Consider the following 14121-nt stretch of genomic DNA (forward strand, 5'->3'; position numbering starts at 1 on the left):
TCAGCTCTGCGGCGTGAGGCCCAAGGAGCGCACGAGCTGGGCCAGTTCCTCCCGGAAGAGCTTTTCCGGGCTGAGGGTCTGGGTCCGCAGGTGGCCGTAGACCTCCAGCGACACCAGGCCGTGCAGGTGGCTCCAGATGCGCAGGGCGAGGGCCACGGCGGCCGGGGGCAGGTCGGGGAAGGCGGGACGGACCTTGTCCAGCAGGCCGGCGTCGAAGTCGGACCATGCGAAGTCGCTGTCCGCGTAGCGGGATTCCGCGTGCGGCCAGGCGGCGGCCGCGAGTGCGGTGATGCCGGTGCAGACGCGGTGGGCGGCGTCCGGGGCGGCGCCGCCCTCGGGAGGCCGGTAGCCGGGCACGGGGTCGCCGTAGATGAGGCGGAATCCCTCGGCGTTGGCCAGCGCCCAGTTCCTGAAGGCGCAGGCCCATGCCTGGATCCGGGCGGCCGGGTCCTGGGCGGGGGCGGACTCCCAGGCGGCGTCCACGGTGTCGGCCAGCGAGGTGTAGACGTTGTCGATCAGCGTGGTGACCAGGCTGTCACGGGTGGCGAAGTAGCCGTAGATGGCGTTGGCCGTCATGCCCATGTCTCGTGCGATGGCCCGCAGGGTGATCGCGTCGGGCCCGCCCGAGGCCATCAACTCCAGCGCGACCTTCTTGATTTCGGCGGTCGTCTCGGCCCGCAGCCGCTCTCGGCGCCCCTTGGTGTTTCCCGTGCTTCCCGCACTTCCCACGTTTCCCATGGCTGCTCACTCTACAGCGTCACCATATTTTGATGCCGTATCGAAACTTCACGCCGTATAGTCTCCGCATGCCGTGAAGACCTGCGGCGCGGTACGAGCAGCCATTTGGGGAGAGACATGCACATCGGAGTCATCGGGGCCGCGGGCGGTATCGGCAGTCGTGTCGTCACCGAGGCCCTCGACCGGGGGCACCACGTCACGGCCTTCAGCCGCGACGCCAAGCGGATCGAGGAGGACCGGACACACGTGCTCTGGAAGAGCGTCGACGTCCTGGACCCCGAGGCCATCGCCGCCGCCATACCCGGCCTCGACGTGCTGATCAGCGGATTCCAGCCCGGAAACGCCGCCAAGGACATCGCGGATACCATCGCCCGCTCGATCGCCGATCCCACCGTGTACGCGACCGCTGCGCGAGCCCTGCTGAAGGCACTCGACAGCCACCCCCGGACCCGTCTCATCGTCATCGGCGGCGCCGGCAGTCTCGAGATCGAGCCCGGAGTCGTACGGGCCGACTCCGACGAACTCCTGCACGAGACCCTCGACGCGGTCGGCCTGCCGAGGGAGTACGCCGCCGCGGTGCGCGGTCACCGGGACGCTCTGAACGTCCTGCGCACCTCCAACCGGCTGTGGACCTACTTCAGCCCCGCGGAGGACATCGCGCCCGGTGAACGTACGGGCCGGTTCCGGATCGGCGGGGACCAGCCGGTTCTCGACGCCGAAGGACGCAGCCGGATCTCGATGGAGGACGCCGCCGTCGCCCTCGTCGACGAGGCGGAGCTGCCGCGCTTCGTCCAACGCCGCTTCACGATCGGCTACTGACCGCGAGCGGGAGCGCGAGCGCGAGCGCGTCGGACGGAACGGACCCATCACTCCTGGGGGTGGAACCCGGAGGGCCAGTGGGCGCAGCGGCGGCCCGGCCGTGCACCGGCCGGGGCCGGCGCCTGCGAAAGGTGGTGGCGCCCCCAGGACCCGACAGATGGAGTCTCCCCCCATGCCCTTGTACTCCCCACGGCGCCGGGCCGGGCGCATCGGCACGGTGACCGCCGCCGGGCTGGCGCTCGTACTGAGCCTGCCCGGCGTGGCGACGGCCGCCCCCGGCGACCTGGACCTCGCGTTCGGCGGCGGTGACGGCAAGGTCGTCACGGACGTGTCCGGCTTCGAGAACATCGCGGGCATGGCCGTTCAGCCGGACGGAAAGATCGTCACGGTCGGCGACGGATACTTCGACGAGACCTCGGGCGACTTCGTGGTGGTGCGCCACAACGCCGACGGCACCCCGGACACGACCTTCGGCGGCGGCGACGGCATCGTCAACACCGACTTCGACATCAACAACGACGAGGCCAGGGCCGTGGCCCTGCAGCCCGACGGAAAGATCGTGGTGGTCGGGGGTTCCACCTCGTGGGGCGGCTACGGCACCTGGGCGTCGGCCCGCTACAACACCGACGGCAGCCCGGACACCACCTACGGCGACGGCGGCAAGGCGCTCACGGAGATCGACGTCGACGCGATCGAGACCGCCATGGCGGTGGTGGTGCAGCCGAACGGCGCTCTCGTCCTCGGCGGTTCGAGCTTCGGGCGCTGGACGGTGGCACGCCTCACCCCCACCGGCAACCCGGACCCGAGCTTCGACGGCGACGGGATCGTCATCACCGACTTCGGGGGCAGCGCCTGCTGCGGGGTCTCCGACCTGGCGCTGCAGCCCGACGGCAGGATCGTCGCGGCCGGCGGCGCCTCCGCCGGCTTCACGCTGACCCGTTACAACACCGACGGCAGCCTGGACGCGACCTTCGACGGCGACGGGAGGGTGTCCCCCGGCTTCGGGTCCTACGTCCGGGGCGTGGCCCTGCAGCCCGACGGCAAGATCGTCGCCGCGGGCGCCGCGGGCAACCTGTTCGCGCTGGCCCGCTTCACCGCCAACGGCGCCCCGGACACGACCTTCGACGGCGACGGCAGGGTCACCACCAACTTCGGGCCCGAGAACGGCGGCGCGGCGGACGTGGCGCTGCAGTCCGACGGCAGGATCGTCGCGGCCGGCTTCTACGCGAGCGACTTCGCGCTGGCGCGGTACAACACCAACGGCAGCCCGGACCCCGACTTCAACCTCGACGGCCGGCTGACCACCGACTTCGGCGGCGTCGAGGACCAGGCCACGTCCGTGGCCCTGCAGTCGGACGGCAAGATCGTCGCCGCCGGCCTCGCCGGCGAAGCCATCAGCTCCAGCGCCGACCGCGCGGTGGCCCGCTACCTGGGCGGCGGCGGCAGCGAGCCGCCGCCTCCGCCGGCGGACCTGTTGTCGGTCACCAAGGCCGGAACCACCACCGCGAGCATCGGCGACCAGGCCACCTACACCGTGACGGTGACCAACACGCACACCACGACGACGGCCACCGGCGTCACGCTCACCGACACCCTGACCGGCCCCGGCACCCTCCTGTCCGCCACCCCCGGCGCCGGCCAGGGCACGTGCACCGTCACCGGGGGCGGCGCCAACTGCTCCCTCGGCGCCCTCGCCCCGGGCGCCCGGGCGACGGTGACCCTGGTCGCCGAACCGCGCGGCACGGGCACCCTGACCGACCGGGCCACGGTCAGTGCCACGCAGACGGACCCGGTCCTCGCCAACAACACCGCGACGGCCACGACCACGGTCAACAACGCGCGCGGCTGCACGATCATCGGCACCAGCGGCGCGGACACCCTGAACGGCGGCTACTTCAACGACGTGATCTGCGCCCTCAGCGGCAACGACGTCATCAGGCCCGGCTACGGCAACGACACCGTCCACGCCGGCCCCGGCAACGACAACGTCGACGGCGGCTTCGGCAACGACAGCCTGAACGGCGGCACCGGAAACGACACCCTGACCGGCAACTACGGCAACGACGTGCTGAACACGGCCGACGGCGTCGCGGGCAACGACACCGCCAACGGCGGCTCCGGCACGGACACGTGCACGACCGACCCGGGCGACACCCGCCTGAGCTGCCCGTAGTACCGGGCCCGACCCGGATGCGCCCGGTTGCCCGCCGCGCTCGACACGGCGGGCAACCGGGCGTCCACACGCCTGACCTTCTGCGGGGTCACCCGATGGCCGCCTGAGTTGCGGACAGTTCGACCACCACCTCGTCCCCCTCGACGGCCGGCACCGGCTGGAAGCCCAAGGAGGCGTACAGGTGCAGTGCCGCCACGTTGTCCGGGTCGTACGACAGGCGCAGCACCCGGCAGTCCTCACGCTCCGCGAGCCACCCCATGAGCGTGCGCACCGCGGCCCGCCCCACCCCCTTGCCCTGCTCGGCACCGTCGATCAGCATCCCGCCGATCCAGTGCGAGCCGTCTTCGTCGCGGCCCCACATGATGTGGCCCGCCACCGTGTCGTCGGCGTAGACCGCGAACGAGTTCCATACGTCTTCACGCGACGACAGGAGGAGGTAGCGAGCCGCCAGGGCGGGGACGTACCGACGCTGGTCGTCCAGAGGCGCGATGTCCGCGACGGCCCTCCAGTTCTCGTCGTGCACCTCGTGCAGGGCAACGCGTCGCCCAGCTCTGTCCGATAGTCCGAGATCGATCATGGAGGGGAGGTTACGAACCAGGCGATCAACCCGCGAACCATTTACCGTCCGGTCTGGTCGGTGCCCTTCAGGCCGCCGATGAAGGCACCCCAGGCGGGGGCCGCGCAGTGGATGCGGGGGCGGGCGGTGTCCTTGCTGTCGCGCACCGCGCGTCCGCCGTGGGTCGTCTCCGCGACCTCCACGCAGTTGCTGTTGGACCCGCTGTAGCTGCTCTTGTGCCAAGTGGCCTCGGTCGCCGTGAGGGTACGCACGGGTGGTGTCCTCTCCAGGTGGCGCGTGGTCAGGCGTGCGGCAGTTCCTTGAGCCCGTTGATGAAGGCGGCCCAGACAGGGGCGGTGCAGTGGAGGCCGGGGATGGTGGAGTCCTTGCTGTCGCGGACAGCCCGCCCGCCCTCCGTCGTTTCCGCAACCTCTACGCAATCGCCCTGCTGGCCGGAGTAGGAGGACTTGCGGTAAGCGTTGGCTCTCTCCGTGGTCATGGTCTGCCTCCCGTGGTCTGCTGCCCGCTTTTGAGCAACTGCCTGATGCGGTCCGCCGTCTCCTCGGGAGACAGCGCTGTGGAGCGTAGCCGGTCGAAGACGTGCACGTAGGGGGCGAGATCACACGGTGCTTCGATCACCGACGTGTTCGGCAAGTTCTCCACGGCGACAGCTTCTACCGTCGGTTCATCACTGAAGGAGAAGCTGACGAATGGCCCGGCGACACCGGCTGCTCGGCTTGCCGACGCCGGCAGCATCTGAACGGTCACGTTGTAGCGTTCCCCGGCCTCCAGTAGTCGACTCCACTGCGGACCCGCGATGGCCGGGATCGACGCGAGTGACGTGATAGCCGGTTCCCAAATGACAGCTGCGAACTGAACCCCACCCTGCTCGATCCGCTTCTGGCGTTCCTGCCGCACCTGCACCAACCGGGCTGCCATGTCTGCCGGGATGAAGGTGGGGCCGGATGCAATAACGGATTCGGCGTATTCAGCGGTTTGCAGCAGGCCGGGGATCAGCACCGGCTGCCACGAGCGGATGTACGTTGCTTCGTTCTCCAGCGTGATGTGGTCGACGTAGTCAGGGGTGACCGTTTCCTGGAAGTCGAGCCACCAGCCCCGCTGGCCTCCCGTCTTCGCCCAACCTTCCAACCGTGTTCGCTCACTGGGGTCTTGTACGCCGTAGCAGTCGAGAAGCGTGCGCACTTCGAGTGCTGATGCTGACGTGAGGCCACTCTCCAGGCGGCTGACCTTGGAGACCGACTTCAAGATTGCGTCCGCAGCGGTGGCCTGGTCGGCTCCCGCAGCCTCGCGATGGCGCTTCAGGGCCGCGCCGAGCCTCCGACTTCGAACGGTGGGCCTCCCACCTGGGGGCATGGTGACTCCTCTCAACATCCTTGCCAGTCTGACGGGTTGAGGTGCGATGCGGCCAGGGTGGACCCACGAACGAGTGGTTCGCAAATTTGCGTTGCGTTCCCTTGCGGTGTCTGTGATTGCGGCTCTACGGTGAGCGATGTGACGCTCCGCGTAGGTCCTGTTGCGTGGTGTGATCGCATGGTGATCTAAAGACCCCCGCGACTGCGCGAACAGTCCGGGGGCATGGCCAACGCTTACAGAAGGAGCGTCAACGTGCTGCATTTTATCGGGCTGGTGTCACCGCTACGGCAATGGTGGCGAAGGCAAGTGCTCGTCCTCGCGACGTACGGGATCGATCTCGGCCCCCGCGTCATCCACGGGCGGGCGGTGGTCCGGTGAGCGAGCAGCAAGAAGTGGTGCGGCGGTGGCGCCGCGAAGCCCGTTGTGTGCCGCTCGCGCGGGCGGAACTGCGCAAGGCGCTCGCCGACTGGGGGTTGTCCGAGCTGGAGGGCGACGCCCTGCTCGTGGCCTCCGAGCTGGTGACCAACGCCGTGCGGCACGCCGCCGCGCCGAGGGGGCGGGAGATCGAGACCCGGTACGTGCGCCTCGGCAACGGCGTACGGGTCGAGGTGCACGACACCAGCCCCGTACCGCCCGTGGTGGGGGACCCGGACCGGGACGGGGACGGCGGACGCGGGCTCTACCTCGTGGCGGCCGTCGCCGATCGGTGGGCCGTGGGGGAGCGGATCGGGCCCGGGAAGCGGGTGTGGGCCGAGCTGTCCGTGAAGGTGCCGTGACCGCCTGGCTGTTGACCCCCGACCGCACGGGGAGTGAGGCGATCTACGAGGTCGAGTGCACCTCCTGCCTGGCAGGCTCAGGGCCGGCCGATGACGACGACGGGCCCGCCGTATGGGCCCTGCGGCACGCACGGCACACCGGGCACACCGGGTACCGGCGGATCGTGACCGACTTCCGGCGGGCCCTCGCGGCGGACTGAGGGGCACGCAGGGCCTGTCCGGCGGATCTTGCTGCCGGACAGGCCCCTGGCCCCGAGGGGCTCAGCGCTTGAGCGTGAAGGTGAAGTCGTCGGACAGCTTGCCGGTCAGGCGGACCGCCGAGACGAGGTTCCCCTCCGTGATCAGCCGCTCGACCTCGGCCCGCGAAAGACCGCACCCGTCGGCGATCAGTCGCACCGGCCGGACGGGGATCCGCGCCGCGAAGCGGACCGAGACGTCGAGGGCGTCGCTTTCCTCGCCGTCCAGGTGATCCGGGCAATCCGATCCGCCGGTGTCGAGGCGCCAGGCGCCGCCCCAGTCGAGGGCGATGTGATTGCGGCGCCGCACGACCGGATCCTGGAGCAGCTCGGCTGCCAGGCCGGGGTCGTTGCCGTGCAGCAGCTCCAGGAGCTCGGGCCGTACGGAGCGCACGTTCACCCGCTCCAGGACGCTGAGCCTGGTGGTCTCCCCGCAGACGGTGCACAGCGCGAGGAGCCAGGCGTCGAGGAGCTTGTGGTGGGCGTTGACGCGGAATTTGCCGTTCGCCCGGAAGCGCCCCGAGGGGCACCCGTGGCAGCGGCGGAGGACGAGCGGCAGGCAGGTGGGTGCGACCACCCAGGTTTGTGACACAGAAATACACCGGTTCCAGTGAGAAATCCGCAGCGAAAAGGAGCACGCCGCACAGGTGCGACGCGCGACGAATCAGCGCTTGGGAGAAATCACTTGGTGTACAACGGCACGTCCTCGACGGGGCGGCAGGGGCGGAAGCACGGTAACGGCGCACAGCGGTGCCGTTCCACTGATTTTCGGGCGGTGCTGTCGGGGCTGCTCGTCCCGGGTTGGTCCGATCGGTCGGATCTGCCGGTGGGTCGCGCCGGGACGGTCCGGGCGGCGGCAGGGCGGCCACCTCCGCGACGGACACCGATTCCACCCACGCCAAGCCCAAAGACCGGGTCATCGTCCTCATCGGCAAGCTCGCGGAGCAGCACCGCTTCCCCATCAACCCCGGCGGCCCCGCCGCCCAGGGCGATTGGACCGTCTTCCGCTCGGATCTCTACGACGAGGCCGGCAACAGGGTCGGCGAGACCGGCGGCACCTGCACCACCACCCGGGCAGACATAGCACTGACCGAACCCGACGCCGCCACCAGGCTCTAGCCGCCCGGACCTTTCGGGCCGCCGCCGCGGTTCTCCTCGCCCAGGGCGAGCGCCGCCTCGCGCATGACGGCGACGGTGCCGGTCAGCCAGCGACCGACGGCGGCCAGTTCGGATTCGTCGAGGCCCTGCACCACCCCGGCCATCCCGGCCAGCATCGGGGCCATGGCCGCCCCCAGTACGCGGCGGTGCGCGTCGGTGGCGGTCAGGGTGAACCGGCGGCGGTCGAGCGGATCGCGGGCGCGTTCGACGTATCCGAGAGCGGCCAGCCGGTCGATGGTCTTCGTGATGGCGGCGTTGCTGAGGCCGGTTTCGGCGACGAGCCGACCGGGGGTGGTGCCGGGGGTGCGGGCGATGATGCCGAGCACCTTGTGCTCGGTGGCGTTGACGTGCAGGCGGGCCGCGAGCTGCTCGTGGTAGAGCACCACCCACAGGCTGAGCTCGTGGCCCAGCGCGGCGCCGTCCCGTTCGGTACTCATGGCGGGCAGCGTACAAGTCATTCACTCTGGTGAAGAAAAATGCTTCACTGAAGTGAAAGAATGTGATGGGATCAGCCGTATGACCAGAGTTCAGGTGTCGACCCGTTCACTGCCACTTCGCCCCGGTCCGCCGTCGGCCGCCCTGCTCGGCCGCGTGTACGTGGCCGCCCTGATCACCCACCTGCCGATCCTGGCGGTGCTCCTCCTGCCCCAGGGCCGCAGCCGGGTCAGCTCGGAGAGCTCACCGGGGTCCGCGCCCTGATCCGCACCGACCGACGGGCCTGGCTGCGGCGCCTCGGGGAGCTCGCCGCGCTCTACACCGCGGCCCAGTGTCTGGGCGGGCTCGTCGCCCAGGCCCTTCCGTACATCTGGGAGAACCCCCTGTACGGCACCGAACCGGGCGCGGCACAGTGGGAGTTCCACTACGGGTACTTCGCCGTGCAGGGCGTCGTCATCTACGTGGGGGTGTGCGCCGCGACGGCGTGGTACGCCTGCCGGCTGCGGCAGCTGCTGGAGGACTGACCCTCAGGGTAGGAACCGGTGGGACCGGTATGGGGAAGGGCGGGGCAGGCGGGTCGAGGGACCATCCCCCAGCCTTCGGCCGGGGGGACCCCCAGGACCCGCCTGTCCCGCCCCCTGATCACCGCCGGGCGAAGGCCGCGACTGGGTTCTTGAGGGTGCCGATCAGCTGGAGGGCCGCCGACGGGTCCGCGAGGTCGACCATCTGCTTGTTGTTCCGCAGCTGGAGGCGGTTCAGGCAGGACAGCTGGAACTCTTCCGCGAAGAGGTCGTAGCGCTCGAAGCGCTCCGCCAGGGCCGGGACCGAGTCCTGGTAGTCGTGGGCGCAGTCGGCCACGGCCTTCCAGAACGTGTCCTCGTCGCAGATGCCTTCCGAGACCAGGATCGAGTTCAGGAAGCGGAAGAAGCAGTCGAAGACGTCCGTGAAGATCGACAGCAGCTTCATGTCCTCCGGGATGTCCGCCCGGACCCGCTCCACGGCCGGCGGCAGCACCGCGTCCGCGTCCATGACCACGATCTCCTCGGCGATGTCCTTGAAGATCGCCCGAGTGACGACACCGTCCCGGATGACCAGGATCGTGTTCTCGCCGTGCGGCATGTACGCGAGGTCGTACTGGTAGAAGCAGTGCAGGAGGGGGAGGAGGTAGGCCCGCAGGTACGGCTTCAGCCACTCCGCCGGGGTCAGCCCCGATTCCTCGATCAGCGCGCCCACGAAGGACTTGCCCTCCGCGTCCACGTGGAGGAGCGAGGCCATCGTGGCCAGGCGTTCCCCGTCGCCGAGCGAGGACACCGGGGACTCGCGCCACAGCGCGGCCAGCATCTTGCGGTACGGCGAGTAGCGGTCCGTCGCGCGCTCGTACTGGCGGTGGTGGTAGCCGATCGCCGCCCGCTCGCGGATGATCGAGAAGTCCACCGACTGCAGGACCTCGTCGCCCTCGATCAGCTGGTGCAGCCAGTCGTTGATGGCCGGGGTGGCCTCCATGTACGCGGCGGAGAGGCCGCGCATGAAGCCCATGTTGAGGACGGAGATGGCCGTCTTCACGTAGTGCTTCGTGGGGGTGGTGGTGTTGAAGAAGGTACGGATCGACTGCTGCGCGAGGTACGCGTCCTCGCCCTCGCCCAGCAGGACCAGGCGGCGGTTCGCGATCTCGGCGGCGAAGGTGACCGTCGTCTTGTTCCACCACTGCCAGGGGTGGATCGGGAAGAAGTGGTAGTCCGCCGGGTCCAGGTCCAGGGCGGTCAGTTTGGCGGCGAAGCCGGCGATCGCCGCCTCGCCCAGCTCCTCGCGCATGAACGAGTCGTGGTCCAGGCCCGAGCCCGCCGTGAAGGTGGAGACGTCCTTGCGGGCCGCCACCCACACCAGGTGCACCGGGCTCGCCGTCTCCGGGGCGTACGAGAGGTACTCGTGCACGCCGAAGCCGAGGCGGCCGTTGTTGGCGACGAAGCAGGGGTGGCCCTCGGTCATGCCCGTCTCGATGTCCTGGAACGAGGACTTCGACAGGACGGCCGAGGACAGCTGCGGCTTCGTGTACTTGTAGCCCGAGCCGGCCAGGGTGGAGGAGATCTCCTCCAGGTAGACGGGCAGGACCTGCGCGCTCAGGCCCAGGGCCTGCTGGAACTCGATGTGGAAGTCGAGGGCGTCCGGTTCGGCGTGGGTGCCGTCCACGTGACGGGTGATGGAGGCCTCGTCCACCGCCCAGTGGTCCAGGGCGTGGAGCGCGGCGCGGAAGCGGTACTCGACCGTGCCGTCGTCGCTGCGGGCCGAGTAGAGGTCCTCGCCCAGCGGCTCGGGGGTCAGCAGGCGTTCGTGCGCGAACTCCGCGAGTGCCTTGCGGACCAGGGCGCGGTTCGCGCGGGCCCACAGCTCCGGGGAGAGGTGCGCTACGGCGTCGGTGAGGCTCATATCGTGGCCGCCTCGAACTGGGCGCGGGTGCAGAAGCTGAGGAGGGCTTCCTTCTCCGGCTTCTGGATGGGGCCGTCCGGGACGAAGCCGACGGCCTCGTTCAGGGCGTGGACCGCCGTGTTGTGGACGTCCGGTTCGACGACGACGCGCTCCGTCGCGGGGTCCGCGAAGAGGGCGGACATGACCGTGGTGATCACCGCGCGGGTGAAGCCGCTCAGCGGGGATTCGGTCGGCGCGACCAGGAAGTGCATGCCGACGTCACCGGGCTGGGGGTCGTACAGGCCGACCAGTTCGAGCTTCGACGGGTCGTAGCTCTCCATCAGGAAGGCCGGGCGGCCCTCGTGGAGGCCGATGAACGCCTGGTGGTGCTCGGCCGCGGTGATGCGCATGTACTCGCGCTCGACGTCCGGGAGGGAGGCGTCCTGCATCATCCAGAACGAGGCCTTCGGGTGCGTGACCCAGCCGTGCAGGAGCTCCGCGTCCGCGAAGGGGTCCAGGGGGCGGATGGCGAAGGTGCCGAGGACCGGGTCCGTGCGGGTGAAGAGGGTGTCCGTGGTGGTGCTCATGCGTGGGTGCCTTCCGGAACTGCGAACTGCTGGAACGCGATGGACTTCTCGACCTTGTAGTACTCGCGGCCGAGGAGCTCGCCGATGATGAACGCGTTGCGGTACGCGGCCATGCCCAGGTCGGGCGAGGTGAGGGAGTGGTTGTGCGTGGTGCCGTTCTGGAGGAAGATCCCGCGCCCGGTGCTGTCCACGCTGTAGTTGCGGGCGGCGTCCAGGCGGCCGTGGCCGTCGAAGACCAGGCGGTCGCGGACGGGGGCGAGGAACTCCGGGATCCGGTACTTGTAGCCCGTGGCAAGGACCAGGCCCTCGGAGGTGAGGGAGAAGTCCCGCTCCTGCTCCTCCTGGCGCAGCCCCAGGGTGTACGAACCCGTGGTGGTGTCGTACGCCGTGGAGTTGAGGGAGGTGTTGGTCAGGAGCGTGGTCGGGACCGCGCCCGGCATGGTGATCTTCTTCTGGTAGAGCAGGTCGAAGATGGCGTTGATGAGGTCGCCGTCGATGCCCTTGAAGAGGTTCTTCTGCTGGGACTCCAGCCGGTACCGGGTCTCCTCCGGGAGCGCGTGGAAGTAGTCCACGTACTCCGGCGAGGTCATCTCCAGCGTCAGCTTCGTGTATTCCAGGGGGAAGAAGCGCGGGGAGCGGGTCACCCAGTTGAGCTGGTAGCCGTGTACGTCGATCTCGGCGAGGAGGTCGTAGTAGATCTCGGCGGCGCTCTGGCCGGAGCCGATGAGGGTGATGGACTTCTTCTTCTGGAGCTCCGCCTTGTGCTGCATGTAGGCGGAGTTGTGCAGGAAGTCGCCGCCCAGGTCCGCGCAGGACTCGGGCACGTGCGGCGGGGTGCCGGTGCCCAGGATCAGGCGGCGGGCCAGGTGGGTCTCGCCCTTGTCGGTGTGGACCTCGTACAGCCCCGCCTGCTCGTCGTACGTGACCTCGGTGACGGAGGTCGAGTACAGGACGTTGTCGAGCCGGTCGGCGGCCCAGCGGCAGTAGTCGTTGTACTCGGCCCGCAGCGGGTAGAAGTTCTCCCGGATGTAGAAGGAGTACAGCCGGTCCTTGTCCTTCAGGTAGTTCAGGAAGGAGAAGGACGAGGTCGGGTCGGCGAGGGTGACCAGGTCCGACATGAACGGCGTCTGCAGGTGCGCGCCGTCGAGGAACATGCCGGCGTGCCACTCGAAGTGCGGCTTCGACTCGATGAACAGGCCGTCGAGCTCGTCGATCGGGGCGGTGAGGCAGGCGAGTCCCAGGTTGAAGGGACCGAGACCGATTCCGATGAAGTCGTGGGGCTTAACGGTGGACGGCAAGGGAGTCTCCCAGGAACTGCGCGGCGTGTGCGGCGAGAAGGTCGAGGACGGCTTCGATGTCGGCCGTCGTGGTCTGCGGGTTGAGGAGGGTGAACTTCAGGTACTGGTCACCGTCCACCTTGGTGCCGGCGACGACGGCCTCACCGGAGGCGAACAGGGCCTTGCGGGCGTGCAGGTTCGCTTCGTCGACGAGGTCGGCGCGGATGTCCCCCTCGGGGACGTAGCGGAAGACCAGGGTGGAGATCTGCGGGCGGACCACGACCTCGAAGCGCGGGTCGGCGGCGATGATCTCGTAGCCCGCGGCGGCCAGGTCGACGACCTCGTCGAAGAGCGAGCCGACGCCGTCGGCGCCCATGACGCGCAGGGTCATCCAGAGCTTGAGGGCGTCGAAGCGGCGCGTCGTCTGGATGGACTTGTCGACCTGGTTGGGGATGCGCTCCTCGGCCATCCGGCGCGGGTTGAGGTAGTCCGCGTGGTAGGTGGCGTGCTTGAGGGTGTCGCGGTCGCGGACGAGGACCGCGCTGGAGCTGACCGGCTGGAAGAACGACTTGTGGTAGTCGACCGTGACCGAGTCGGCGTGCTCGATGCCGTCGAGGAGGTGCCGGCGGGTGGGGGAGACCAGCAGTCCGCAGCCGTACGCGGCGTCCACGTGCATCCACGCGGAGTGCTCGGCGGTCAGGCGGGCGATCTCGGGGAGCGGGTCGATGGACCCGAAGTCGGTGGTGCCGGCGGTGGCGACGACGGCCATCGGGAAGAGGCCCTCGGTGGCGCAGGCCTCCAGCTCCAGGGCCAGGACCGAGGTGTCCATGCGGCGGTTGCGGTCCACGGGGACGGCGATGACGGCCTCGTAGCCGAGTCCGAGCATCGCGGCCGACTTCTTCACGCTGAAGTGGCTGGCCTCGGAGGTGAAGATGCGCAGCTTCGGGAGGAGCTCGGCCTTGGTGAGCTCGACTCCCTCCTCCATCGCACGCTGCATGACGATGCGGCAGGCCTCGTCGCGGGCGAGGAGCAGTGCGTGGAAGTTGGACTGGCTGCCGCCGGAGGTGAAGATGCCGTCCGCAGCCGGGCCGAGGCCGATGCGCTGGGCGGTCCAGTCGACGAGGCGGCGCTCGATGAGCGTGCCGCCGATGGACTGGTCCCAGGTGTCGAGGGAGGAGTTGACGGCCGAGAGGATCGCTTCGCCGAGCACCGCGGGGATGACGACCGGGCAGTTCAGGTGGCCGAGGTAGCGCGGGTGGTGGAAGTACACCGCGTCGCGCAGGTAGACGTCCTCCAGCTCGTCGAGGACGGCGGCCGGGTCTTCCAGCGGCTTGTCCAGGTCGATGGCGTTGATGACCGGAGCGAGTTCGTCTACGGATATACCGGTGTGGGGTCGCTGCGTGCCCGCGAGTTTGGCGGCGACGCGTTCGACTCCCTCGGTGACCGAACGCCGGTAGAGGTCCGCAGTCGTCTCATTCAGCAGATGCGAGCGCATCAACGTTCCTCCGGGCAGGGGAAGATGGTGGGGTGTTCGGTGCTTAGGTTAGCCTAACCTAATTCTCAAGCCAAATGGAGATGGGCCCTGGCGG

At 69.3% G+C, this 14121-nt stretch carries 17 protein-coding genes; 6 read left to right on the top strand and 11 right to left on the bottom strand.

The features are described 5' to 3' along the window. Entirely contained in the window at nt 1-738 is a 738-nt protein-coding gene (locus OG625_RS25095; RefSeq protein ID WP_329385245.1) for a TetR/AcrR family transcriptional regulator, read from the bottom strand. 117 nt (nt 739-855) lie between these two features. Here OG625_RS25095 and OG625_RS25100 point away from each other — a divergent pair, with 117 nt between their 5' ends. Beyond that, nucleotides 856-1557: an NAD(P)-dependent oxidoreductase gene (locus tag OG625_RS25100; RefSeq protein ID WP_329385248.1), complete on the top strand. Its 702-nt coding sequence runs from the start codon at nt 856-858 to the stop codon at nt 1555-1557. Between the two features lie 172 nt (nt 1558-1729). Next, nucleotides 1730-3730 (top strand): calcium-binding protein, encoded by a 2001-nt coding sequence (locus tag OG625_RS25105; protein ID WP_329385251.1) that lies wholly within the window; start codon nt 1730-1732, stop codon nt 3728-3730. Between the two features lie 88 nt (nt 3731-3818). On the opposite strand, the gene OG625_RS25110 is transcribed toward OG625_RS25105, so the two are convergent. Genes OG625_RS25110 through OG625_RS25125 form a run of 4 tightly spaced genes read right to left on the bottom strand, consistent with a single transcriptional unit; the run spans nt 3819 to nt 5678 of the window. Then, nucleotides 3819-4307 (bottom strand): GNAT family N-acetyltransferase, encoded by a 489-nt coding sequence (locus OG625_RS25110; protein ID WP_329385255.1) that lies wholly within the window; start codon nt 4305-4307, stop codon nt 3819-3821. A gap of 41 nt (nt 4308-4348) precedes the next feature. Then, nucleotides 4349-4558, bottom strand: coding sequence for a DUF397 domain-containing protein (locus OG625_RS25115; protein WP_329385257.1), 210 nt, complete (start codon nt 4556-4558; stop codon nt 4349-4351). Nucleotides 4559-4587: 29 nt separating this feature from the next. Continuing rightward, entirely contained in the window at nt 4588-4785 is a 198-nt protein-coding gene (locus OG625_RS25120; RefSeq protein WP_329385260.1) for a DUF397 domain-containing protein, read from the bottom strand. Next, nucleotides 4782-5678, bottom strand: coding sequence for a DUF5753 domain-containing protein (locus tag OG625_RS25125; RefSeq protein WP_329385263.1), 897 nt, complete (start codon nt 5676-5678; stop codon nt 4782-4784). The genes OG625_RS25120 and OG625_RS25125 overlap by 4 nt, the downstream gene beginning before the upstream one ends. Nucleotides 5679-6034: 356 nt before the next feature. Here OG625_RS25125 and OG625_RS25130 point away from each other — a divergent pair, with 356 nt between their 5' ends. Next, entirely contained in the window at nt 6035-6436 is a 402-nt protein-coding gene (locus OG625_RS25130) for an ATP-binding protein (RefSeq protein WP_329385266.1), read from the top strand. Further along, nucleotides 6433-6636, top strand: coding sequence for a DUF7848 domain-containing protein (locus OG625_RS25135; RefSeq protein ID WP_329385268.1), 204 nt, complete (start codon nt 6433-6435; stop codon nt 6634-6636). The genes OG625_RS25130 and OG625_RS25135 overlap by 4 nt, the downstream gene beginning before the upstream one ends. A gap of 61 nt (nt 6637-6697) precedes the next feature. On the opposite strand, the gene OG625_RS25140 is transcribed toward OG625_RS25135, so the two are convergent. Continuing rightward, a complete protein-coding gene (locus tag OG625_RS25140) occupies nt 6698-7264 on the bottom strand; it encodes a DUF1062 domain-containing protein (protein WP_329385271.1) in 567 nt (188 codons plus the stop codon). Nucleotides 7265-7473: 209 nt separating this feature from the next. Between OG625_RS25140 and OG625_RS25145 the strand changes: the two genes are divergently transcribed. Beyond that, nucleotides 7474-7791, top strand: a complete 318-nt coding sequence (locus tag OG625_RS25145) for a hypothetical protein (protein ID WP_329385273.1) — start codon at nt 7474-7476, stop codon at nt 7789-7791. On the opposite strand, the gene OG625_RS25150 is transcribed toward OG625_RS25145, so the two are convergent. Then, the gene (locus OG625_RS25150; RefSeq protein WP_329385275.1) at nt 7788-8267 is read right to left on the bottom strand and encodes a MarR family winged helix-turn-helix transcriptional regulator; all 480 of its coding nucleotides are present in this window, start codon (nt 8265-8267) and stop codon (nt 7788-7790) included. The two genes, OG625_RS25145 and OG625_RS25150, sit on opposite strands and share 4 nt — an antisense overlap. Before the next feature lie 79 nt (nt 8268-8346). Here OG625_RS25150 and OG625_RS25155 point away from each other — a divergent pair, with 79 nt between their 5' ends. Continuing rightward, nucleotides 8347-8529 carry a hypothetical protein gene (locus OG625_RS25155; protein WP_329385278.1) on the top strand — a complete coding sequence of 61 codons (183 nt, stop codon included), beginning with the start codon at nt 8347-8349 and terminating at the stop codon, nt 8527-8529. A 378-nt stretch (nt 8530-8907) separates the two neighbouring features. Here the strand turns inward: OG625_RS25155 and OG625_RS25160 are convergent, their stop codons facing one another. From OG625_RS25160 to OG625_RS25175, 4 genes are read right to left on the bottom strand one after another with little or no spacing between them, the layout of a single operon-like run. Beyond that, a complete protein-coding gene (locus OG625_RS25160; protein ID WP_329385281.1) occupies nt 8908-10689 on the bottom strand; it encodes an IucA/IucC family protein in 1782 nt (593 codons plus the stop codon). Next, nucleotides 10686-11255 (bottom strand): GNAT family N-acetyltransferase, encoded by a 570-nt coding sequence (locus tag OG625_RS25165; protein WP_329385283.1) that lies wholly within the window; start codon nt 11253-11255, stop codon nt 10686-10688. The genes OG625_RS25160 and OG625_RS25165 overlap by 4 nt, the downstream gene beginning before the upstream one ends. Continuing rightward, nucleotides 11252-12553, bottom strand: a complete 1302-nt coding sequence (locus OG625_RS25170; protein WP_329385286.1) for a lysine N(6)-hydroxylase/L-ornithine N(5)-oxygenase family protein — start codon at nt 12551-12553, stop codon at nt 11252-11254. The genes OG625_RS25165 and OG625_RS25170 overlap by 4 nt, the downstream gene beginning before the upstream one ends. Continuing rightward, the gene (locus OG625_RS25175) at nt 12537-14027 is read right to left on the bottom strand and encodes a pyridoxal phosphate-dependent decarboxylase family protein (RefSeq protein WP_329385289.1); all 1491 of its coding nucleotides are present in this window, start codon (nt 14025-14027) and stop codon (nt 12537-12539) included. Before OG625_RS25175 ends, OG625_RS25170 begins: the two co-directional genes overlap by 17 nt. Between the last annotated feature and the right edge of the window lie 94 nt (nt 14028-14121).

This window comes from Streptomyces sp. NBC_01351 (genome assembly GCF_036237315.1).
GTDB lineage: Bacteria > Actinomycetota > Actinomycetes > Streptomycetales > Streptomycetaceae > Streptomyces.

Bases quoted from the DNA above. Each gene is read 5' to 3' on its own strand.
- OG625_RS25095 (WP_329385245.1), bottom strand. From the start codon at position 738: ATGGGAAACGTGGGAAGTGCGGGAAGCACGGGAAACACCAAGGGGCGC.
- OG625_RS25100 (WP_329385248.1), top strand. From the start codon at position 856: ATGCACATCGGAGTCATCGGGGCCGCGGGCGGTATCGGCAGTCGTGTC.
- OG625_RS25105 (WP_329385251.1), top strand. From the start codon at position 1,730: ATGCCCTTGTACTCCCCACGGCGCCGGGCCGGGCGCATCGGCACGGTG.
- OG625_RS25110 (WP_329385255.1), bottom strand. From the start codon at position 4,307: ATGATCGATCTCGGACTATCGGACAGAGCTGGGCGACGCGTTGCCCTG.
- OG625_RS25120 (WP_329385260.1), bottom strand. From the start codon at position 4,785: ATGACCACGGAGAGAGCCAACGCTTACCGCAAGTCCTCCTACTCCGGC.
- OG625_RS25125 (WP_329385263.1), bottom strand. From the start codon at position 5,678: ATGTTGAGAGGAGTCACCATGCCCCCAGGTGGGAGGCCCACCGTTCGA.
- OG625_RS25150 (WP_329385275.1), bottom strand. From the start codon at position 8,267: ATGAGTACCGAACGGGACGGCGCCGCGCTGGGCCACGAGCTCAGCCTG.
- OG625_RS25155 (WP_329385278.1), top strand. From the start codon at position 8,347: ATGACCAGAGTTCAGGTGTCGACCCGTTCACTGCCACTTCGCCCCGGT.
- OG625_RS25160 (WP_329385281.1), bottom strand. From the start codon at position 10,689: ATGAGCCTCACCGACGCCGTAGCGCACCTCTCCCCGGAGCTGTGGGCC.
- OG625_RS25165 (WP_329385283.1), bottom strand. From the start codon at position 11,255: ATGAGCACCACCACGGACACCCTCTTCACCCGCACGGACCCGGTCCTC.
- OG625_RS25175 (WP_329385289.1), bottom strand. From the start codon at position 14,027: ATGCGCTCGCATCTGCTGAATGAGACGACTGCGGACCTCTACCGGCGT.